Genomic DNA, 20,100 nt, shown 5'->3' on the forward strand with positions numbered 1-20,100 from the left:
GTCTACGGGGCCGGCTTCAGGTCTTCAGCTTGTAGCCGGTCTCGAACATCCAAAGGCACAAGCAGGCGAAGGCGATCACGAGGCCGGCGGTCATGCCGACGCCAGCGATCAGCGAGCCCTCGGCGTGGCCGATGAAGCCGTAGCGGAAGCCATCGATCAGATAGAAGAACGGGTTGTAGTGGCTGGCCGTGCGGAACGGTTCTGGCAGCTTGTCGACCAGATAGAAGGTCCCCGACAGGAAGGTCAGGGGCATGATGATGAAGTTGGTGACCACCGCCATGTGGTCGAACTTCTCGGCCCACAGCCCGGCCATGATGCCCAGCATCCCCAGGATCAGCGCGGCCCCGATCCCGAAGTAGAGCACCGCCCAGACGTGAGTGATCGGCAGGGCGGCGAACGGCAGGATCGCCGCGAAGGTCACCGCCCCGACCACGACGCCGCGGGTCGCCGCGCCGAGCGAGAAGGCCAACACCTGCTCCAGCGGGGTCAGCGGCGGGGTCATGAAGTCCCCGACCAGGCCGTTGAACTTGGCCTGCAGCAGCGACGACGAGGAGTTGGCGAAGGCGTTGTTTAGGACCTGCATCATGATCAGGCCCGGCGCCACGAACACGGCGAACGGGGTGCCGTGGATCGGCGGCGCCGCGCCGCGCACCGCGACCACGAACACCATCATGTACAGCAGCGCCGTCACCACCGGCGCGGCCAGGGTCTGCATGCCCACCTTCCAGAAGCGGCGCACCTCACGGGTATAGAGGGTCCCGAACCCAGCCCAGTTGAACCCGTGATAGTCGCGGGGCTGCGGCGGGATGACGGCGTCGGCGGCGGCGGGCATGTCCTTCATGGGCCAGGATGTGCGCCCGCTTTGGCCAGTTCGCAAGCACCCGTCACGGCGCCGCTTGAAACGCGAACCCTGTGGACAGAATCAATATCTAGTTTCTGTGGACGAAGGTGAGGGCGCCTATTGTGGCCGTTAATGGATGGGTTACGATATCTAGTAGTTGATGGCGGTCAGGTTTTCGGACTGCCACAAGATGTAGATCCCGGCCACCCGCGGGGGCGGCGCTGGGAGCGTGCAAGCGGGTGGAGCCAGACATGGGTTGGACTGACGAACGCGTCGAGAGTCTGAAGAAACTCTGGCAAGACGGCCTTTCGGCCAGCCAGATCGCAAAACAATTGGGCGGGGTGACCCGCAACGCCGTCATCGGCAAGGTCCATCGCCTGGGCCTGTCGGGACGCGCCGCGCCGTCGAAGCCGGCCCGTCCGGCCTTCAAGGCGCCGCGTCCGGCCCGTCCGGCCGCCGCGGCTCCGGCCGCGCCGCGCCGCATCGCCGAACCGACCGCGGTCGCTGCGGCCGCGCCGTCGCCGACGCCGTCGCCGGTGCGCTACGTCGAGGAAGCCCCGGGCACCGCCACGGTGCTGACCCTGGGCGCGCACATGTGCAAGTGGCCGATCGGCGATCCGTCGAGCGACAGCTTCACCTTCTGCGGCCGGCGCCAGGACGACGGTCCCTACTGCATGGAGCACGCCCGCGTGGCGTACCAGCCGGTGCAGACCAAGAAGCGTGGCGGCGCCAACGAACTGGCCCGCTCGCTGCGCCGCTACATCTAGTATCCGGGGGGATGGGTTCCGGGCGCGCCGAGCGGCAGCTTCGCTGTCGGGCGCGCCCGAACTTCTTTTTGACGGCGCAGGCCGCTATCTCTGCCCTATGACCGACGTCGCGACCGACACCGACAGCAACGCCAAGGCCTACTCGGTCTCCGAACTGGCCTTCGCCTTGAAGCGCACCCTCGAGGACGCCTACGGGTTCGTCCGGCTGCGCGGCGAGCTCTCGAAGGTCACCCACCACTCCAACGGCCACGTCTACCTGACCATCAAGGACGAGCGCGCCGCGATCGACGGCGTGGTCTGGAAGGGATCGGTCAAGAACCTCTCCATCCGCCCGCAACAGGGCATGGAGGTCGTGGTCACCGGCAGGATCACCACCTATCCGGCCGGCTCGCGCTACCAGATGGTCATCGAGACCATGGAGGCGGCCGGCGTCGGCGCCCTGCTGGCCCAGCTCGAACGCCTGAAGGCCAAGCTGCATGGCGAGGGCCTGTTCGACCAGGCCCGCAAGCGGCCCTTGCCGACCATGCCGGCCGTGGTCGGCGTCATCACCAGCCCGACCGGCGCGGTCATCCGCGACATCCTGCACCGCATCCGCGACCGCTGGCCGTGCCGGGTGATCGTCTGGCCGGTCGTGGTCCAGGGCGATGCGGCCGCCGGCCAGGTCGCCAACGCCATCGCCCGCTTCAACGCCATGGCCCCGGACGGCCCCGTGCCGCGTCCCGATATCCTGATCGTCGCCCGCGGCGGCGGCTCGGTCGAGGACCTCTGGGCCTTCAACGACGAGGCCCTGGCCCGCGCCGTCGCGGCGGGGACCATCCCGCTGATCTCGGCCGTCGGGCACGAGACCGACACCACCCTGATCGACTTCGTCTCCGACCGCCGTGCGCCGACCCCGACCGCCGCGGCCGAGATGGCGACGCCGGTCCTGGTCGAGCTGAAGGCCTATATCGGCGACCTCTCGGCGCGCCTGCACCGCTGCGGCGGCCGGACGGTCGAGGACCGCCGCGGCCGCGTCGAACACGCCGGCCGCGCGCTGGCCCGCGTGCCGGACCTGGTCGAAATGGCCGCCCAGCGCTTCAACCTGGCCTCCAGCCGGCTGGGCGCGGGGCTGTCGCGCAACGTCGCCGCGCACCACACCGACCTGGTCCGGGTCTCCTCCCGACTGTCCCCCGGCCTCTTGCAGCGCCCGCAGCAGGTCCACGCCGACCGCCTGGCGCGCCTGGTCTTGCGGCTGAAGCCGGCGATGGCGCGCGGCCTGGACCGCACCGCCGAGCGGCTCTCCAGCCTCTCCAAGCTCTATGCCTCGGTCGATCCCAGCGCGCCCTTGAAGCGCGGCTTCGCCCGCGTGCACCGCGCCGACGGATCGCTGGTGCGTGAAGGCGCCGGCCTGGTCAGCGGCGAGGGCGTGCGACTGGTCTTCGCCGACCAGAGCCGCGAGGCGACCATCGACGGCACGCCCAGCGCCGCTCCGCCCGCGGCCCCGACGCCAGCCGCCAAGCCGGTCCGCGCGCCCAAGCCGCCGTCAGCCCCGTCCAACCAGGGCGACCTGTTCTAGCGGCGGCGCCCTGTTCTCGCCGCGTCCGTCGCGCTACATAGATTTCCATGAACGCCCACGACCGCGACCTCACCGGCTCCGACATCGCCTCGCTCCACTATGGCGACGGCGAATTCGTCGTGCTCAAGCCGGGACGCTACGTGATCTGCGCCGTCTCGAAGGTGAAGATCCCGGTGGAGGCCCTGCGCTACTGGAACCCAGCCCTCCAGGAAGCCTACGCCACGCCGGTCGAAGCGCTGGCGCGGTGGAAAGAGCTGCATCCCTGACGCGCCGCTGAGCCGCCGCACGGCGGTTCTCGGGCTGGCCTCAACCGCACTCGCCGCGCCCGCCAGGGCGGCCGACCTGGCGATGAGCGGCCGCATGCAGCAGAGCGGCTTTGCGATCGGCCGCACCTCGCCGCGTGCGCAGGTGTTCCTCGATGGCCAGAAGGTCACCCGCGCCTCGGATGACGGGTATTTCTATCTCGGCTTCGACCGCGACGCCGGGCCCAGCGCCCAGGTGCGCATCGACGCGCGCGGCGCCGACCTCATGCGGCAATTGCAGATCGACCGGGCCGAATACGACATCCAGCGCATCAAGGGCCTGCGCCAAGTCTATCAAGGTCAGGCCAGTCCCGAACTTGAAGCGCGGATCGCCGACGAGACCAAGCGCAAGTCCGCGGCCTTCGCCAGCGTCACCGACCGGGACGACTTCAAGAGCGGCTTCTCCGCGCCGCTGCGCGATTTCCGGGTCACCGCCCGCTTCGGCGGTCAGCGGATCATCGACGGCCGGCCGCGCCCGCCCCACTACGGCATCGATCTGGCCGCTCCGACCGGCACGCCGGTATCGAGCCCCGCCGGCGGCCTGGTGGTGCTGGCCGATCCCGGCATGCTGTTCGAGGGCGGGCTGGTCATGGTCGACCATGGCCAGGGCCTGGTCTCGGCCTACCTGCACCTCAGCCGCGTCGACGTCTCCAGCGGCCAGACCCTGGCCCGCGGCCAGCGCATCGGCGCGGTCGGCGCCACCGGCCGGGCGACCGGACCGCACCTGTGCTGGCGGCTGAAGTGGCGCGGGCGGCACATGAACCCTATGCTGATGGTCGGAGCGTCCGGCCCGGCCGCAGCCTAGCGATTGCGCCGATAGGTTTCGTTGGGCCAGCGCTTGTGGGTCCAGAACCATTCGGCCGGCCGCTCGCGCACCCAGCCTTCGATCATGGCGTTGATCTTGCGCACGCCCGCCTCGATGTCGGCGGTGGTGTTGCCGGTGTGCTCCAGGTGGATCGGGTCGTGCACGACCACCCGGAACCTGGCCTTGCGCCGGCGTTGCACCGACATCGGCTGCAGCACGGTGTTGTAGCGTAGCGCCAGGCGCGAGGGGCCGGGCGCGGTGTGGCAGGTCACCCCGAAGAACGGCGCAGCGACCCCGCCGTTGAACTTCTGGTCGTTCATCAGCGCCACCGACTCGCCGCGGCCGAGCGCGGCCAGCAGTTCGCGTGCGCCGTCGCCGCCCTTGGGCGCGAAGTAGCGGACGCCGTAGCGGAAGCGATAGTCGCGCACCCGCTTTTCGACATGCGGGTTGTTCATCGCCCGATAGGTGATCTGGCACTTCACCGGCGAATTGACGATCGCCGCCGGCATCACCTCGAAATTGGCGAAGTGACCCGAAACGAACACCACCGGCTCCTGGTTGGCGGCGATCTCGTCGAAGCGCTGGCCATTGACGATCTCGACCCGGCCCGGCGCGCCGATGATCCGGTCCATGATCAGCAGCTCAAGGAAGGTGCGCCCGGTATTGTCCCATTGCGCCTTCAGGAGATCGGCGATCTGCGCGTCCGGCGCTTCGGGAAAGGCGATGCGCAGATTGGTCTCCGCCACCTTCTGGGCGCTGGTCAGCGGCCCCACCGCCTTGAAGAACCACGCGCCGAAATCCGACACGAGATCGACCGGCAACATCCGCGCGAAGGCGATCACCACGTCGAAGGCCAGGGCCTCCAACCGCCACAAAAGATCCTGCGCCACCGGGGGCTTAGCCTGCGTCATGCCCTCTACTAGTCGCGTCGTTCCCTGTCGCGCAACGCGAACAGCGCTCGCTTGGCGCGCGACTTGCGAAAATCCCTGCAGGCCGTCTCGCTTTGGGACGGGCGGCAAGCAGAGGGATTGGGGGCGATGGAGTCCATGGGTAGCAATATCGACGTTCATCTCGGCAAGCGGTTGCGCCGTCGGCGGCGCCTGCTGGGGCTGACGCAACAGCAACTGGCCGGCGCCTGCGGCGTGCGGTTCCAACAAATTCAGAAGTACGAATGCGGCGCCAACCGCATCTCGGCGGCCCGCCTGTGGCAGCTGTCCGAGGCGCTCGAGGTGCCGGTCGGCTATTTCTACGACGGCCTCTCGGACACCGCGCAGCGCGAACATGCGCTGGGCGAAGGCCCGGGTGAAGCCGGCGGCGAGATGCTGGCCAGCAAGGAGACGCTGGACCTCATCCGCGCCTACTATCAGCTCGGCGAACGCCCGCGTCGCCGTCTGCTCGACCTCGCCAAGTCGCTGAACGGCGAACACGAGGCGGCCTGACGCCCGACTGCTTGCGCCCGACCGAGCGACCCCCGACAGGGGGATATCGCGGAGGCCGGCGGCAGGGTAAAGCGGATGCCATGCCCGCCCTTGCCGCCGGCCGTCTGGCCGAACTCGACGCTTTTCTTCTCGAACTCAACGCCGCCGCGGCGCGCGTGACCCTGCCCTACTTCCGATCCGACCACGGACTGGAGGACAAGGGCGGCGCGCGCGGATTCGACCCCGTGACCGCCGCCGACAAGGGCGCGGAAGCGGCGATCCGCGAACTGATCTCGGCCCGCTTTCCCGACCACGGGGTGATCGGCGAGGAGTACGGCGAGGACCGCCCCGACGCCGAGTTTGTCTGGGTGCTCGACCCGGTCGACGGGACCCGCGCGTTCATCGCCGGCCTGCCGCTCTGGACGACGCTGATCGGCCTACGCCACCAGGGCCGCCCGGTCCTGGGGTCCATCGGCCAGCCCTATCTGGACGAAGTCTTCATCGGCCACGCGGGCGGATCGCGCCTCGTCGCCAAGGGTCAGGTCACCCCGTTGAAGGTCCGTCCCTGTCCCAAGCTGACCGACGCGATCATCGCCACCACCGATCCTGAAGCCTGTTTCGACGGCGCCGAGCTGGGCGCCTGGACCCAGGTGCGCGCCGCTGCGCGACTGGCCCGGCTGGGCTGCGACGCCTACGCCTACGCCATGGTCGCCATGGGCAAGATGGACATGGTGATCGAGGCCGGCCTGAAGTCGTGGGACATCGAGTCCGCCATCCCCCTGATCGAGGGCGCCGGCGGCCTGGTCACCAACTGGCGCGGCCAGCCGGTGGGGCCGAACGGCGGGCAGATCGCCATCGCCGGCGACCGGGCCTGCCTCGACGAGGCCCTGGTCGCCCTCAAGCGATCGGCGAAATAGCTACTTCTTCGCCGGAGCCTTCTTGGCGGCGGCCGGCTTTGCGGTCGCCTTCGGTTTAGCGGCGACCTTCGGGGCCGCAGCCTTGGGGGCGGCCTTCGCAGCCGGCGCCTTCGCGGCGGGGGCGGGCTTGGCGGCGGCCTTCGGCGCAGCCTTGACGGCGGCTTTCGGAGCCGCGGCGGGCTTGGGAGCGGCGGCCTTGGGCTTGGCCGCAGCCTTCTCAGCCGCCGGCGCCTTGGCCGTCGCCTTCGGGGCCGGAGCGGCCTTCGGCGCAGCCGCCTTCGCAGCAGGTTTGGCCGCAGGCTTGGCGGCCGGCGCGGCCTTGGGTTTCGCAGCCGGCTTGGCGGCAGGCTTGGCTTCGGCCTTGGGCTTCGGCGCAGCCTTAGGCTTGGCGGCGGCCTTCGGCGCGGCGGGCTTCACCTCGGCGACAACCGCCGGAGCGGGTTCCGGCGCCTTCGGCGCGGGAGCGGGCTCAGGCTTCACCTCGACGACCGGAGCCGGTGCGGGAGCCGGCGCGGCGGCGGCCACCGGCGCGGGCGCAGGCTCGGCCGGTTTGGGCGCCGAAGACGCCGGGGCCGAGGGCGCCGGGGCCGAGCGGCCCAGCAGGGCGTCCAGCGCACGCAGGAAGATGTTCCGCATTGTGTCCGTCTCCATCAGGATTTCGTGGAACGCGCCGGCTACGCTGACGAACTCGCCCGCAGGCAGGTTCTTCGCAGCCACGCGCTGGGCGGTGTTGTCGACGAGTCTGTCCTGTTCGGCAGAGACGATGACGACCGGAATCGTGACGCTTTTCAAGTTCTCGGGCCGTGACAGATAGGCCGTGGCCTTGAGCGCGAAGTCGATCCACCCCCAAGTCGGCCCGCCAAGGTCGAGCTTCGGCTCGGCGCGAACCTGGGCCTTGGCTCGCTCATAGCGCGCGCGGTCGTGGGTGAGGATGTTGGTCTCGAAGGTCTCGGCCGGGCCGGCCGGCCGCGCGAAGGCGCCGCCGCGGCCGAGCAGAACGTTGAGGCCGGCCATCAGCCGCGCCGCCGCCGGGGGCGTCTTGCCAAGCTGCAGACCCAGCATGGGCGCGCAGAGGACCGCGCCTTGGAACTGCGCGGCCTCGCCCTTGGCCAGGGCCAGCAGGGTCAGGCATCCGCCCATCGAATGGCCGATGGCGAACCACGGCTTGGGCAGCCGCGTCTCATAGGCCGCCAGCAACGCGCGATAGTCGGCCAGGAAGGCGTCGTAGCCGCGCGCGTGGCCGGCCAGGCGGTCGGGCAGTTCGCGGTGTGACAGGCCCTGGCCGCGCCAGTCATGGGCCAGAACCACGAAGCCACGCGCGGTGAGGTCCTCGATGACCTCGAAATACTTCTCGATCGGCTCGGTGCGGCCGCCGCTGAGCACGATGGAGCCGCGAACCGCGCCGCGGGCCGGAAACAGCGCCGCCCGAAGCCGGGCCTTGCCCGCGCCCTCGAACCAGGCCGCTTCGGCGCCGGCCGGGACCGGCGCGCTTGGAATGGAGATCAAAGGCGCCGGCGACATGCTCATCCCAGTTTGGCGAACAACGCCTGCATCTGCGGCTGCAGCGACATGGCCAGGCCCATGTCCGAAACCTTGAGCCGGCCGGTGATGACCGCGGTCATGGGATTGAGCTCGCCCGCCCCCAGCGCCTTGAGGTCCTTGCGGCTGATCGAGACCGTCAGGTCCGCGGGCCCGTCCTCGTTGGTCACCGAGGCGCCGTCGATATGGATGAAGCCTTCACCGCGCAGATCGACCTTGAAGGTCTTGCCCAGGCCGGAGCCCTCGGCCACGGCGGCGGCCACGCGCTGGGTCAGTTCTTCCAAGGTCGTCGTCATACGCACCGTCTCACATGCTCGTGAGCGGCAGCTTCGCCTCAAGCGCGAGCCAAGTAAACGGCTCAGCCAGGGTTTGAGCGGGGATTTCGTCTCGCGCTTGGTTAAGAGGCGGGCGCCGCAGCCGGGCAGGTCTCGCTGATGCGCTTGGCGGTGGTGGTGGCGTTGGCGCTGAGCGGCACCCCGGCGTAGGTGGTGCTGATCTTGGCGTTCATGGTGAAGGTGGTCGGCGAGTAGGTGCCGGTCGCCTCCAGCGCCGCCTGGCTGCCGTTCTTGGTGGCGCAATTGCCCTTCAGGCGGATCTTGCCGTCCTTGAACACCCGGGTCGGGTAGTCGCACTTGTAGTGGCGGTTCGACGGCCCCATCACGAACTTCGAGACTTCCGACGGCGTGATGCAGCGCTTCTCGGTCTTGGTCTGGCTGATGATCGCCGAGACCTTGTTCGTCACCTCCCAGTATCCGGGCAGGATGGTCTGCTCCTGCGCGGCGGCGGGAGCGGCCAGCAGCAGGCCGGCGGGGATCAGGGCGAGCAGGGCGTTTCGGAGCATATCTGGCCTTTAGCGCATCGAGTTCGCGTCAAGCTAGCAGCTTGCACGTGACTGCATGCTGACAGAACCGGGCGCAGGCCCGTTCATCTTGGGATGACAGCGCGCCGGATCAAGCGCATCTTGCGAACAACTCTCAAGAAGGACGGGGAGACCGCCCATGAAGACCCTCGATCTCGAAGGCATCAACGAGCTCTATCGCCAACCGGGCAAGCTGGTGCTCGACAAGGTGCTGGACCATGTCGAGAAGCACGGCCGCGCCTTCATCGGCCTGTCGCCGTTCTGCGTGGTCAGTTCGGCCGGACCCGACGGCGCCATCGACGTCTCGCCGCGCGGCGGCGAGCCCGGCTTCGTGCATGTCAGCGAGGACGGCCGGACGCTCTATCTGCCCGACCGCCCGGGCAACAACCGGCTCGACACCATCCGCAACCTGCTGTCGGGGCCTGGCCGCATCGGCCTGATGTTCATGATCCCCGGCTTCGACGACGTGCTGCGGGTCAACGGCCGGGCCAGCGCCACCGCCGACCCCGACCTGCTCGCCAAGTTCGTCGAGTTCGGCAAGACGCCGCGGCTGGTGCTGATGGTCGCGGTCGAGGAGGCGTTCCTGCACTGCCCCAAGGCGATCATGCGGGCGCGGCTGTGGGAGGCCGACGCGCAGGTCGAGCGCACCACCCTGCCCTCGGGATCCGAAATGATCTTCGAGCAGCTGAACATGGGCAAGGTGCCGGTGCCGAACGAGCAGATCATCGCCAGCTACCGCGAGCAGCTCTAGGCGGCGGGCTTCACCAGCCTCAGGGTCATGCGGTCGCTCTCGCCGATGGCGTCGTAGGGCGCGCGGTCGAAGTTCGGATCGGCCGGCTCGCCGCGCGGCGCGGTGAGCCGCACCGGCGGCAACGTCCAGACCCCGAACGGGTGGTCGCGGTCGTCGGCGGCGTTGGCGTTGATCTCGCTGGTCTTGTCGAGGACGAAGCCGGCTTCCTGGGCCAGACGCACCGCGTAGGCCTCCTGGACATAGCCGTTGGCGGCGAGCACGTCCTGCACGCCGCCGGGCGCGGCGCGATGCTCCTCGATCCCCAGCACGCCGCCGGGCTTCAGCGCGGCGAAAGCGTCGCGGAAGGCCTTCTCCGCGATGCCGGCGGCCATCCAGTTGTGCAGGTTGCGCAGGAACAGCACCAGATCGGCGCTGCCGGCCGCCGCGACCGGGCCGCTGGTCGGGCCGAAGGCGGTGATCTCAACGTCGCCGTAGATCTTCGGCTTGGCCTTCAGGCGGGCGCGATAGGCCTCGACGATCTCGGTCGAGGCCGGGTCGGTCGGCTCGAGGTCCGCCGCGATCAACTTGCCTTTGTTGGCCGCCAGGTACGGCGCGAGAATGTCGGTGTACCAGCCGGCGCCGGGCCAGAACTCGACCACCGTCTGGCCGGGCTTCAGGCCCCAGAATTCCAGCGTCTCGACCGGGTGGCGCCAGGCGTCGCGGGCCTTGTCGGCGGGCGAGCGCCACTCGCCGGCGACGGCCTCGGCGAGCGTCATGTTGCGCGCGGCCTTAGTCGGCGCCGTCTTGGGCTCAGCCTCGCCCTTCTTGCCGCAGGCGGCCAGGGCCAGGGCCCCGATCAGAGCGCCCCGACGCGAGAAGGAAGCCGCCGAACTTGCAAGTACACGCCGCATGGAGATCCCGAACTGGCCATCGTCCCGAGCGGCTTACCTGACCCGGGACGATGGTCAAAGCGTGGCCCTACTGTTTGACGAACCGCAGGGTCATCCGGTCGCTCTCGCCGATGGCGTCGTACTTGGCGCGATCGAAGCTCGGATCGGGCTTGTCGGCGGCCGGCGAGCGGCGGACCGGCGGCAGGGTCCAGACACCGAACGGGTGGTCCTTTGTGTCCTTGGCGTTGGCGTTGATCTCGGACTTGGCGGCGAGCTTGAAGCCGGCCTTCTCGGCCGTGGCGATCACGAAATCGGTGGCGACGTAGCCGTCCGAGGCGCCGGGAACCTGGGCGCGGGTGGGGTCGGAGCGATGCTCCTCGACCGCCAGCACGCCGCCGGGCTTCAGCACGTCGTGGAAGTCCTTGAACACCTTGTCCAGCATGCCCGGTTGGCCCATCCAGTTGTGGACGTTGCGGGCGGTGATCACGACGTCGGCCGAGCCCGGCGCGCCGAGCGGACCCGACACCGGACCGAAGCCGACATAGGTGATCGGGCCGAACTTGGCCTGGTCGGCGTACTTGGCCTCGAAGTCGGCGCGGCCCTTGCGGGCGCCGTCCGACAGCTTGGGGTTCGCCACGTCGGCGACGCCGGCGACATAGGTCCCGCCCGTAGCCTTGGCGTAGGGGGCGAGGATCTCGGTCCAATAGCCCGAACCGGGCGAGATCTCGATGACCGTCGCCTTGGGCTTCACGCCCCAGAACTCGAGGCTCTCATAGGGGTGGCGCGCGGCGTCGCGAGCGACATGGTCGGCGCCGCGTTGCGGGCCGGCGATAGCGGCCTTGAGGGCGGCGTCTTCAGCCGAAGCGATCGCCGGCTGGGCGATGACGGCGATCGCCGCGGCGGTGGCGAGCGCGAACATACGGGGGGACATCTGCATCGAGCCTTCTGGTTGTTTTCCTGGACGCGGCGCAGCCTAGAGGGGTCGGCGCGGCTGGCAACCCGGCTTGCGCGCTCGCCAGCCAGACCATGCAAGATTGTTGCGCCCGGCAGGTCTTGAACGGCGCAAATCGCCTCCCACCTAGACATTCGAAGGCGCTGGACACCCGGGCCTTCCGGACACTGCCGAGGCCGATCCCGGCTCGCGCGCCGTCCGCCCATCGCAACCTTGCTTGAGACAAGAAGGTAACTGGAAATGCGTACGATCGACTTCTCCCCCCTCTATCGCTCTGTCGTGGGCTTCGACCGTCTAGCCTCGCTGCTGGAAACCGCCAGCGCTGACGCCGCGGCCGGCTATCCGCCCTACAACATCGAGCGCACCGACGAGAACGCCTACCGCGTCGAGATCGCGGTCGCCGGCTTCCGTCCCGAAGAACTGAACATCGAGGTCAAGGAAAACCTCCTGACCGTCCAGGGCCGCAAGGCCGCCAACGACGACCAGCGCCGGTTCCTCCACCGCGGCCTGGCCGAGCGCAACTTCGAGCGCCGGTTCCAGCTTGCCGACTACGTGGTGGTCACCGAAGCCAAACTCGCCGACGGCCTGCTGTCGATCTCGCTGAAGCGCGAGCTTCCCGAAGCGCTGAAGCCCCGCACGATCGAGATTTCGACCGGGGCCGAAGCCAACCTGATCGAAGGCGAGAAGGCCGCCTAACCTCCCCCCAGAGGCGGCCCTCCAGCCCTCCGGGGCGGCGCAGCGACCTGCGCCGCCCCACTCCCCTCCCAGACTGTGCAGGGCGGCTCCGAAAGGCGCCGCCCTTTCTTTTGGGCTTCAGAATGCTCCGTGCCGGCCTTGGCCGGACGTGAAGCGAGCCGCACCGTCGCGCGCCTCGCCGGTGGCGAGCGTCGCGCGGCCCAACTCGACCTCGAAGCGGGTGGCCGCTTCCCAATCCATCGACCATTGGGCGATCGCCGAGGTGCGGTCGTTGCGCAGGCAGGCTTGCGGAAACGCGCCGATCTGCGCGGCCAACTCCAACGCCGCCTCAAGCGCGCCGCCGCTGGGCGCCAGGCGATTGGCGAGCCCGATCTCGAACGCCTCGCGCGCGCCGACCGGGCGGCCGGTCAGGATCAGGTCCATGGCCCGCGAATGGCCGATCAGCCGCGGCAGCCGCACGGTGCCCAGATCGATCAGCGGCACCCCGAAGCGGCGGCAGAACACGCCGAACACCGCGTCCTCCGCTGCGACGCGCAGATCGCACCAGGCCGCGACCTCCAGCCCGCCGGCGACGGCATGGCCCTCGATCGCCGCGATCACCGGCTTGGAGAGCGCCAGCCGCGTACAGCCCATCGGCCCGAGATCGCCATCGCGATGGACCGGATTACCCCGCCCCTCGCTGACGCCCTTCAGATCGGCGCCGGCGCAGAACGCGCCACTGCGGCCCTGCAGCACGGCGACGTCGAGCGCGTCGTCGGCGTCGAAGGCCTTGAAGGCGTCGTAGAGTGCTTGGGCCGTCGCGCCGTCGACGGCGTTGCGGCGCTCGGGCCGCTCGATGGTGACGACCGCGGTGCGGCCGCGGACTTCGACGCTGACGGTTTGCATGGGCGCGGCCTCCTTGGCGGAAGCCGACGATAGCGCCTTGCCCGGGCGTCAGCCCAAGGGGCTCAGATCACGTCTTCGAGCCCGCGCGCGCCCCACTTCTGGGCGCCCGTCAGGTTGGCGTTGCGGACCATGGCGCTGGTGAAGTTGGCCCGGCTGAGGTCGGCGTCGACGAAGATGGCGTGACGGCAGTCGGCCCGCGCCAGGTCGGCGTTCTTCAACGTCGCGCCGGTCAGGTTGCTCGGCAGGGTGCGGTCGGCGCCCAGCAGCAGCGGGCCCATCTGGGCGTCGCGCAGGTCGGCGCCCGACAGCTTGGCCCCGATCAGGCGCGCGCCGCGCAGGTCGGCGCGGCGCAGGTTGCAGTTGCGCAGGTCGGCCCCGTCGAGCTGGGCGCCCTGCAACTGCACGCCTTCCATGTCGAGGCCGTAGAACACCGCGCCCTTGGCCGAGAGGGCTGTCAGGTTGAAGCCGCGAATGGTCTCCAGCGCCCGCAGGTCGGCGTTGTCGAACACGCTGGGCGTGCCCTCGGCGCCGCCGGTCTCGCACCACTTGGCGTGATCGCGGATCATGGTCTTGTAGGGCAGGTCCTGCACCGACTTGCCGACCGGGTCGTCGGTCAGCACGCCGCGCATGTCGGCCTGGGAGACGTTCCAGGCGAAGGTTTTGGCGCCGACCAGGATCACGTCGCGCATGTCCGCGCCGGCCAGATCCGCGCCGGACAGGTCGCAGCCGGCCATGTTGGCCCCGGACATGTTGGCCTGCTTGAGGTTGGCGCGCACCAGCTTGGCGTCCTTGAGGATCGCGTCGCTGAAGTCGGCCTTGATCGCCATGACGCCCGAGAGGCGCGAGCGTTCGAGATTGGCGCCGGCCAGGATCGCGCCCGACGCCTCGCCCACGCGGTTGATGTGCTCGAGCACCCGCAGGCCCTTGTCGCGGTCGCCGACGGCGATCGAGCCTTCGCGCAAGTCGGCCTCGAACATGTCGGCGCCGGTCAGGTTGGCGCCGCGCAGGCACGCCCCGCGCAGGTCGGCCCGGCGAAGCGAGGCGTCGGTCAGATTGGCGTTCTGCAGGTCGGCGCCGAACAGGTTGGCGTGGTCCAGGCGCACGCCCTGCATCTGGCAGTCGGCGAGCACCGCGCCGGTCAGATCGGCGTCGCAGAGATTCTTGCCGCGCAGGTCGAGCCCCGAAAGATCCTTCCAGGCGAACACGGCGCGAGCGCCGCCCGGCTTCGAGGTCCAAAGGCGGTCGTGCTTTGCGCAGACGGCGTCGAGCTCGTGCTGATCGAGCCTGCGCAACTCCTGGGCTGGAGCGCTCTGGGCGGACATCGGAAACCCCACTGACTTTCAGGGTCCGATCCTAGGTCCGCGTAATTAACACGCTCTTTCCGCGGGTTAGCTTGCAGTGGTTAATTTCGCGGCGGCTGATAGCTCTCATAGAGGCTCGCGGCCTCGTCGGCGAGCACGCCGAGGCGCACCGGAACGCCGGCTCCGGCCAGCCGCTCGGCGCCCTGGCCGGAGGCGTAGGGCGAGGCGTCCTCGCAGGCGATCACGACCTCGGCGACACCGGCGCTCACCAGCCGCTGCGAGCACGACGCTGCGCCGGACGAGCGTGCGCCGCACGGCTCCAACGTCACGTAGGCAATCGCGCCACGCGCATTTTCTCCCGCCTTTTCAATAGCCTGCTCTTCGGCGTGGGGCCGACCGCCCTTGGCGGTGACCCCCTCGCCGACGACCACGCCGTCCTTGACCAGCACGCAGCCGACGCTGGGATTGTCCCCGGTCAGACCAACGTGCGTCCGCGCCAGGGCGATGGCGCGACGCATGTGGGCAAGGTCGGCGTCCGACGTCATCCGATCGCCGGCAGGGCGGTGGCGCGGGCCTCGTCGAGATAGCGCGCCGAGGTCGGCTTAAGGTTAGCGTCGAGCTCGATCAGCAACGGATTTCCGGTGGGGATCTCCACAGCAATGATGCCTTCGTCCGACAGTCCGAACAGCAGCTTCACAATCGCGCGTAGAGAGTTGCCGTGCGCCGCAACCAGCAGGGTTTCCCCGGCCTTCAGGTGCGGGGCGATCTCGGCGTCCCAATACGGCTGCACGCGGTCGAGCGTGGTCTTCAAGCTTTCGGTGTCCGGCAGCACGGCGCCGGCGTAGCGACGGTCCTTGGAGAAGTCGAACTCGCCGCCCGGCGCCAGCGGCGGCGGCGGCACGTCGTACGAGCGACGCCACACCTTGACCTGGTCCTCGCCGTGCTTGGCGGCGGTCTCGGTCTTGTTGAGGCCGGTCAGGCCGCCGTAGTGGCGCTCGTTCAGGCGCCAGTCCTTGGTCTCGGGCACGAACACCTGGCCGGCGGCGGTCAGGGCCAGCCACAGGGTGCGGATGGCGCGGGTCAGGACCGAGGTGTAGGCGCGGTCGATCTGCAAGCCGGCCGCCTTGATCAGCTCGCCGCCCTTCTTGGCCTGGGCTTCGCCCTCGGCGGTCAGGTCCACGTCCACCCAGCCGGTGAAACGGTCCTCGAGGTTCCATTGACTCTGGCCGTGACGAAGAAGGATCAAGGTGGGCAAGGCGCGGCGCTCCATCTGGGGGTCGCCAGCGGGCTAAGGCCCGGCGCCCCCAGCGTCAAGGTCCGCTGGCCCCTGAGGGCGGCGCTGTCTATATGAGCACACATGTCCAATCGCCTGTTCTTCCCCTTCGCCGCGATCCTGGCGCTCGCGCTTGTGGCGCTGGGCGCCGTCTGGCCGCAGGGCCTGGGCGCACGCTCCCCGGGGCCGTTCGGCCACGCGCCGGTGCTGCAGACGGCTCAGGCCAAGGCCGCCATGCAGCGCGAGACCGACGCTTCCGAGCAGCGGCTCAAGGCCGCCCGCGAGGCGGTCGCCGACATCCAAACCCAGAAGCTCAGCCCCACGAAATGACGGACGCCGCCCAGATGACCCAATTCGACGCCGTCGCCGTGGGCCGGCGGGTGCTGACCGCCGAAGCCGACGCCCTGCGCCTGCAGGCCGACACCCTCGGCGAGGCCTTCGAAAAGGCCGTCGACCTGCTCTTCGCCGCCAAGGGCCGGGTGATCTGCACCGGGATCGGCAAGTCCGGGCACGTGGCCAAGAAGATCGCGGCCACCTTCGCGTCCACCGGCGCCCCGGCCTTCTTCGTGCACGCCAACGAGGCCAGCCACGGGGACCTGGGCATGATCGCCGAGGGCGACGTGATCCTGGCGCTGTCGAAGTCCGGCCAGAACCAGGAACTGGCCGACGTCATCGCCTATTCGCGGCGCTTCCACATTCCGCTGATCGCGCTCACCGCCTTCGCCGACAGCCCGCTGGGTCAGGCGGCCGACGTGGCGCTGCTGCTGGCCGACACCACCGAGGTCACCTCCGAGGTCAAGGCGCCGACCACCTCCACCACCTTGCAGATCGCCATCGGCGACGCCCTGGCCGTGTCGCTGCTGGAGCGCCGCGGGTTCAGCGCCAAGGACTTCAAGATCTTCCACCCCGGTGGCAAGCTGGGCGCGATGCTGCGGACGGTCGGCGACCTGATGCACGGCAAGGACGAGCTGCCGCTGGTCGGCGAGGCGACGCCGATGTCCGAGGCGCTGCTGGTGATGACCGAGAAGGCGTTCGGCATCGTCGGGGTCACCGACGCGAGCGGCGCGCTGAAGGGCGTGATCACCGACGGCGACCTGCGCCGCCATCTCGACGGCCTGCTGACCCACACCGCCGGCGACGTGATGACCGCCGGACCGAAGAAGACCGCGCCGCCGCAGATGCTGGCGGCCGAGGCTCTCGCGCTGATGAGCGACCCGCTGCCGATGGTCACGGTTCTGTTCGTGGTCGAGAACGGACGGCCGGTCGGCATCCTGCGGGTCCACGATCTGGTTCGCGCCGGGGTCTGACGGATCGTCACGAAACGGGCGCCGAAGGTTCGCATTCGCATGGTCTTAAGGTCTGCGGGCCTTTAAGAGCCACGAAACAGAGATAACGGAGTTACGATGCTGCCCGTCCCGCGCGCCGATCTCACGCCCAATACGTTCGAATACGAAGTCACCCCGCTGGTGAAGGCGACGGGCTTCCGCGAATACGACGCGCGCTGGCTGTTCGGCCCGGAGATCAACCTGCTGGGGATCGAGGCGCTCGGCCTCGGCCTGGGGACCTACATCCACGAACTCGGGCAGAAGAAGATCGTCGTCGGCCACGACTACCGGTCCTATTCGCTGTCGATCAAACAGGCGCTGACCGTCGGGCTGGTGGCCGCCGGCTGCGAAGTCGTCGACATCGGTCTGGCGCTGTCGCCGACCGCCTACTTCGCCCAGTTCGCGCTCGACGCGCCCTGCGTGGCGATGGTCACCGCCAGCCACAACGAGAACGGCTGGACCGGCGTGAAGATGGGCGCCCAGCGCCCGTTGACCTTCGGCCCGGTCGAGATGGGCCGCCTGAAGGAAATCGTGCTCGGCGGCGAGGGCAAGACCCGCGACGGCGGTTCGCTGACCCATGTCCAGGGCTTCGCCCAGACCTTCATCGACGACGTTTCGAAGCGCGCGCAGATCAAGCGGCCGCTGAAGGTCGTCTGCGCCTGCGGCAACGGCACCGCCGGGGCCTTCGCGCCGCAGGCCCTGCGCAACATGGGCGTCGAGGTCATCGAGATGGACTGCGACCTCGACTGGACGTTCCCGCGCTACAACCCCAATCCCGAAGACCATGAGATGCTCAAAGAGATGGCCAAAGCCGTCAAAGAGCACGGCGCGGACCTGGCGCTGGGCTTCGACGGCGACGGCGACCGCTGCGGCGTGGTCGACGACACCGGCGAGGAGATCTTCGCCGACAAGATCGGCCTGATGCTGGCCCGCGACCTCTCGGCCCTGCACAAGAACGCGACCTTCGTGGTCGACGTGAAGTCCACGGGCCTGTTCGCCACCGACCCGGTGCTGGCCGCCAACGGCGCGACCACCGTCTACTGGAAGACCGGCCACAGCTACATCAAGCGCAAGACCGCCGAGATCGGCGCTCTGGCCGGCTTCGAGAAGAGCGGCCACTTCTTCTTCAATCCGCCGCTGGGCAACGGCTACGACTGCGGCCTGACCGCGGCGGCCGCGATCCTGTCGATGCTGGACCGCAACCCCGGCAAGAAGCTCTCGGAACTGAAGACCGCCCTGCCGGTGGCCTTCACCTCGCTGACCATGTCGCCGCATTGCGCCGACGAAGAGAAGTACGGCGTTGTCGACGACGTGGTGGCCGAATACGAAGCGCTGGCGGCGGCCGGCGGTACGATCCTTGGTCGCAAGATCGTCGAGGTGATCACCGTCAACGGCGTGCGCGTGGCGCTGGAGGACGGCTCCTGGGTGCTGGTGCGGGCCTCCTCCAACAAGCCCGAGATCGTCGTGGTGGTGGAAAGCACCCAGTCTGAGGACGACATGCGCGCGCTCTTCCGCCAGGAAGTAAAGCCGCGCCTGGCCAGACGTCCGCAGGTGGGCGCCTATAATCAGGAAGTCTAGCGCCGCTGGCGCACAACTTGCTTACTCAAAAGACCAATGTCCTGTTCTGGATCGGCGTGCGATTGCGGGGGCGCTCGCGGCGTGGTGAAAGACGGGGCGGGAACGGATCTCAAGGATAACCCATGCACGTCACTATGATCGGCACCGGCTATGTGGGCCTGGTGAGCGGGGCCTGTTTCGCCGACTTCGGTCACACGGTGACCTGCATCGACAAGGACGCTAGCAAGATCGAGCGCCTGCGCGCCGGCGGCATCCCGATCTATGAACCGGGGCTCGACGTCCTGGTGGCCAAGAACGTGCAGGCCGGGCGCCTGTTCTTCGACACCGACGCCGCCGAAGCCGTCAAGAAGGCCGACGCGGTGTTCATCGCCGTCGGCACGCCCTCGCGCCGCGGAGACGGCCACGCCGACATGTCCTTCGTCCACGCCGCCGCCGAAGAGATCGCCGGCCTGCTGGACGGCTTCACCGTCATCGTCACCAAGTCGACCGTGCCGGTCGGCACCGGCGACGAGATCGAGCGCATTGTGAAGGCCAAGCGCCCCGACGCCCAGTTCGCCGTGGTCTCGAACCCCGAGTTCCTGCGCGAAGGCGCGGCCATCGAGGACTTCAAGCGCCCTGACCGCGTCGTGGTGGGCATGGAGGACGAGCGCGCCCGCCCGGTGATGACCGAGCTCTACCGGCCGCTGTTCCTCAACGAAACGCCGATCCTGTTCACCGGCCGGCGCACCAGTGAGCTGATCAAGTACGCGGCCAACGCCTTCCTCGCCATGAAGATCACCTTCATCAACGAGATGGCCGACCTCTGCGAGGCGGTGGGCGCCGACGTCCAGCAGGTCGCCCGCGGCATCGGCCTCGACAAGCGGATCGGCAGCAAGTTCCTCCACGCCGGTCCGGGCTACGGCGGCTCGTGCTTCCCGAAGGACACGCTGGCGCTGGTGCGCACCGCCGCCGACGCCGGCGCGCCGACCCGGCTGATCGAAACCACCGTTGCGGTGAACGATGCGCGCAAGAAGGCCATGGCGGCGAAGGTCGCCGACACCATGGCCGGCGACCTGACGGGCAAGACCGTCGGCGTGCTGGGCCTGACCTTCAAGCCGAACACCGACGACATGCGCGACGCGCCGAGCCTGGACATCATCCCGGCCCTGCAGGCCCTGGGCGCCAAGATCCAGGCCTTCGACCCGGAAGGCGCGCACGAAGCCAAGCACATGCTGCCCGGCGTCGAGTTCAAGGCCGATTCCTATGAGGCGGCGGCCGGCGCCGACGCGCTGGTGATCATCACTGAGTGGGATCAGTTCCGGGCGCTGGACCTCGACCGCGTGAAGGAGGTCATGAAGACCCCGGCGCTGATCGACCTGCGCAACATCTATCGCCCGGACGACGTGCGCGGACGCGGCATCAAGTACGCCTCGATCGGCCGCGCCTAGAAGATCGACAATCTGAGTACTGAAGGCGGCGCTCGCACGG

At 69.1% G+C, this 20,100-nt stretch carries 23 protein-coding genes; 12 read left to right on the plus strand and 11 right to left on the minus strand.

Annotation, left to right across the window (positions count from 1 at the left end):
* Window positions 1–16: 16 nt before the first annotated feature.
* On the minus strand, window positions 17–841 hold the full coding sequence (locus tag AC1Q87_RS07355; RefSeq protein ID WP_492608330.1) for an ABC transporter permease: 825 nt from the start codon (window positions 839–841) through the stop codon (window positions 17–19).
* Window positions 842–1,092: 251 nt separating this feature from the next.
* Between AC1Q87_RS07355 and gcrA the strand changes: the two genes are divergently transcribed.
* The 4 genes from gcrA (at window position 1,093) to AC1Q87_RS07375 (ending at window position 4,270) form a co-directional block, all read left to right on the plus strand.
* Window positions 1,093–1,608 (plus strand): cell cycle sigma 70 cofactor GcrA, encoded by a 516-nt coding sequence (gene gcrA / locus AC1Q87_RS07360; RefSeq protein ID WP_492608331.1) that lies wholly within the window; start codon window positions 1,093–1,095, stop codon window positions 1,606–1,608.
* 97 nt (window positions 1,609–1,705) lie between these two features.
* Window positions 1,706–3,163 carry an exodeoxyribonuclease VII large subunit gene (gene xseA / locus AC1Q87_RS07365; protein WP_492608332.1) on the plus strand — a complete coding sequence of 486 codons (1,458 nt, stop codon included), beginning with the start codon at window positions 1,706–1,708 and terminating at the stop codon, window positions 3,161–3,163.
* Between the two features lie 47 nt (window positions 3,164–3,210).
* Entirely contained in the window at window positions 3,211–3,429 is a 219-nt protein-coding gene (locus AC1Q87_RS07370; RefSeq protein WP_183771867.1) for a DUF2093 domain-containing protein, read from the plus strand.
* A gap of 94 nt (window positions 3,430–3,523) precedes the next feature.
* Entirely contained in the window at window positions 3,524–4,270 is a 747-nt protein-coding gene (locus AC1Q87_RS07375; protein ID WP_492608333.1) for a M23 family metallopeptidase, read from the plus strand.
* On the opposite strand, the gene AC1Q87_RS07380 is transcribed toward AC1Q87_RS07375, so the two are convergent.
* On the minus strand, window positions 4,267–5,181 hold the full coding sequence (locus AC1Q87_RS07380; RefSeq protein ID WP_492608334.1) for a lysophospholipid acyltransferase family protein: 915 nt from the start codon (window positions 5,179–5,181) through the stop codon (window positions 4,267–4,269). The genes AC1Q87_RS07375 and AC1Q87_RS07380 overlap by 4 nt on opposite strands.
* A gap of 126 nt (window positions 5,182–5,307) precedes the next feature.
* Here AC1Q87_RS07380 and AC1Q87_RS07385 point away from each other — a divergent pair, with 126 nt between their 5' ends.
* Window positions 5,308–5,709 carry a helix-turn-helix domain-containing protein gene (locus AC1Q87_RS07385; protein WP_183771864.1) on the plus strand — a complete coding sequence of 134 codons (402 nt, stop codon included), beginning with the start codon at window positions 5,308–5,310 and terminating at the stop codon, window positions 5,707–5,709.
* An 80-nt stretch (window positions 5,710–5,789) separates the two neighbouring features.
* Window positions 5,790–6,605, plus strand: a complete 816-nt coding sequence (gene hisN / locus AC1Q87_RS07390) for a histidinol-phosphatase (RefSeq protein WP_492608335.1) — start codon at window positions 5,790–5,792, stop codon at window positions 6,603–6,605.
* Here the strand turns inward: hisN and AC1Q87_RS07395 are convergent, their stop codons facing one another.
* From AC1Q87_RS07395 to AC1Q87_RS07405, 3 genes are all read right to left on the minus strand, one after another.
* Window positions 6,606–8,126 (minus strand): alpha/beta fold hydrolase, encoded by a 1,521-nt coding sequence (locus AC1Q87_RS07395; RefSeq protein WP_492608336.1) that lies wholly within the window; start codon window positions 8,124–8,126, stop codon window positions 6,606–6,608. It lies immediately after the preceding gene.
* 2 nt (window positions 8,127–8,128) lie between these two features.
* A complete protein-coding gene (locus AC1Q87_RS07400) occupies window positions 8,129–8,440 on the minus strand; it encodes an SCP2 sterol-binding domain-containing protein (RefSeq protein WP_492608337.1) in 312 nt (103 codons plus the stop codon).
* A 101-nt stretch (window positions 8,441–8,541) separates the two neighbouring features.
* Complete coding sequence (locus tag AC1Q87_RS07405; RefSeq protein ID WP_492608338.1) at window positions 8,542–8,985, minus strand: DUF3617 domain-containing protein; 444 nt, start codon at window positions 8,983–8,985, stop codon at window positions 8,542–8,544.
* 157 nt (window positions 8,986–9,142) lie between these two features.
* On the opposite strand from AC1Q87_RS07405, the gene AC1Q87_RS07410 reads away from it, so the two are divergent.
* A complete protein-coding gene (locus AC1Q87_RS07410; protein ID WP_492608339.1) occupies window positions 9,143–9,754 on the plus strand; it encodes an MSMEG_1061 family FMN-dependent PPOX-type flavoprotein in 612 nt (203 codons plus the stop codon).
* On the opposite strand, the gene AC1Q87_RS07415 is transcribed toward AC1Q87_RS07410, so the two are convergent.
* Window positions 9,751–10,644: a class I SAM-dependent methyltransferase gene (locus AC1Q87_RS07415; RefSeq protein ID WP_492608340.1), complete on the minus strand. Its 894-nt coding sequence runs from the start codon at window positions 10,642–10,644 to the stop codon at window positions 9,751–9,753. The genes AC1Q87_RS07410 and AC1Q87_RS07415 overlap by 4 nt on opposite strands.
* A 67-nt stretch (window positions 10,645–10,711) precedes the next feature.
* On the minus strand, window positions 10,712–11,554 hold the full coding sequence (locus AC1Q87_RS07420; RefSeq protein ID WP_492608341.1) for a class I SAM-dependent methyltransferase: 843 nt from the start codon (window positions 11,552–11,554) through the stop codon (window positions 10,712–10,714).
* Between the two features lie 261 nt (window positions 11,555–11,815).
* On the opposite strand from AC1Q87_RS07420, the gene AC1Q87_RS07425 reads away from it, so the two are divergent.
* Window positions 11,816–12,271 carry an Hsp20 family protein gene (locus AC1Q87_RS07425; protein ID WP_492608342.1) on the plus strand — a complete coding sequence of 152 codons (456 nt, stop codon included), beginning with the start codon at window positions 11,816–11,818 and terminating at the stop codon, window positions 12,269–12,271.
* A 117-nt stretch (window positions 12,272–12,388) separates the two neighbouring features.
* Here AC1Q87_RS07425 and AC1Q87_RS07430 read toward each other — a convergent pair whose 3' ends face one another.
* The 4 genes from AC1Q87_RS07430 to gpmA all read right to left on the minus strand — a co-directional run bounded on the left by AC1Q87_RS07430 (window position 12,389) and on the right by gpmA (window position 15,712).
* Window positions 12,389–13,156, minus strand: coding sequence for a crotonase/enoyl-CoA hydratase family protein (locus AC1Q87_RS07430; protein ID WP_492608343.1), 768 nt, complete (start codon window positions 13,154–13,156; stop codon window positions 12,389–12,391).
* Between the two features lie 62 nt (window positions 13,157–13,218).
* Complete coding sequence (locus tag AC1Q87_RS07435) at window positions 13,219–14,478, minus strand: pentapeptide repeat-containing protein (protein ID WP_492608344.1); 1,260 nt, start codon at window positions 14,476–14,478, stop codon at window positions 13,219–13,221.
* Between the two features lie 80 nt (window positions 14,479–14,558).
* On the minus strand, window positions 14,559–14,975 hold the full coding sequence (locus tag AC1Q87_RS07440; RefSeq protein ID WP_492608345.1) for a bifunctional diaminohydroxyphosphoribosylaminopyrimidine deaminase/5-amino-6-(5-phosphoribosylamino)uracil reductase RibD: 417 nt from the start codon (window positions 14,973–14,975) through the stop codon (window positions 14,559–14,561).
* A 23-nt stretch (window positions 14,976–14,998) separates the two neighbouring features.
* Entirely contained in the window at window positions 14,999–15,712 is a 714-nt protein-coding gene (gene gpmA / locus AC1Q87_RS07445; protein WP_492608346.1) for a 2,3-diphosphoglycerate-dependent phosphoglycerate mutase, read from the minus strand.
* Between the two features lie 102 nt (window positions 15,713–15,814).
* Here gpmA and AC1Q87_RS07450 point away from each other — a divergent pair, with 102 nt between their 5' ends.
* From AC1Q87_RS07450 to AC1Q87_RS07465, 4 genes are all read left to right on the plus strand, one after another.
* The gene (locus AC1Q87_RS07450; protein WP_492608347.1) at window positions 15,815–16,060 is read left to right on the plus strand and encodes a hypothetical protein; all 246 of its coding nucleotides are present in this window, start codon (window positions 15,815–15,817) and stop codon (window positions 16,058–16,060) included.
* Between the two features lie 14 nt (window positions 16,061–16,074).
* Window positions 16,075–17,037: a KpsF/GutQ family sugar-phosphate isomerase gene (locus AC1Q87_RS07455; protein ID WP_492609263.1), complete on the plus strand. Its 963-nt coding sequence runs from the start codon at window positions 16,075–16,077 to the stop codon at window positions 17,035–17,037.
* A 96-nt stretch (window positions 17,038–17,133) separates the two neighbouring features.
* On the plus strand, window positions 17,134–18,633 hold the full coding sequence (locus tag AC1Q87_RS07460) for a phosphomannomutase/phosphoglucomutase (protein ID WP_492608348.1): 1,500 nt from the start codon (window positions 17,134–17,136) through the stop codon (window positions 18,631–18,633).
* A gap of 122 nt (window positions 18,634–18,755) precedes the next feature.
* A complete protein-coding gene (locus AC1Q87_RS07465) occupies window positions 18,756–20,060 on the plus strand; it encodes a UDP-glucose dehydrogenase family protein (RefSeq protein WP_492608349.1) in 1,305 nt (434 codons plus the stop codon).
* Window positions 20,061–20,100 lie beyond the last annotated feature (40 nt).

This window comes from Phenylobacterium sp. GW823-FHT02A09 (assembly GCF_058797775.1).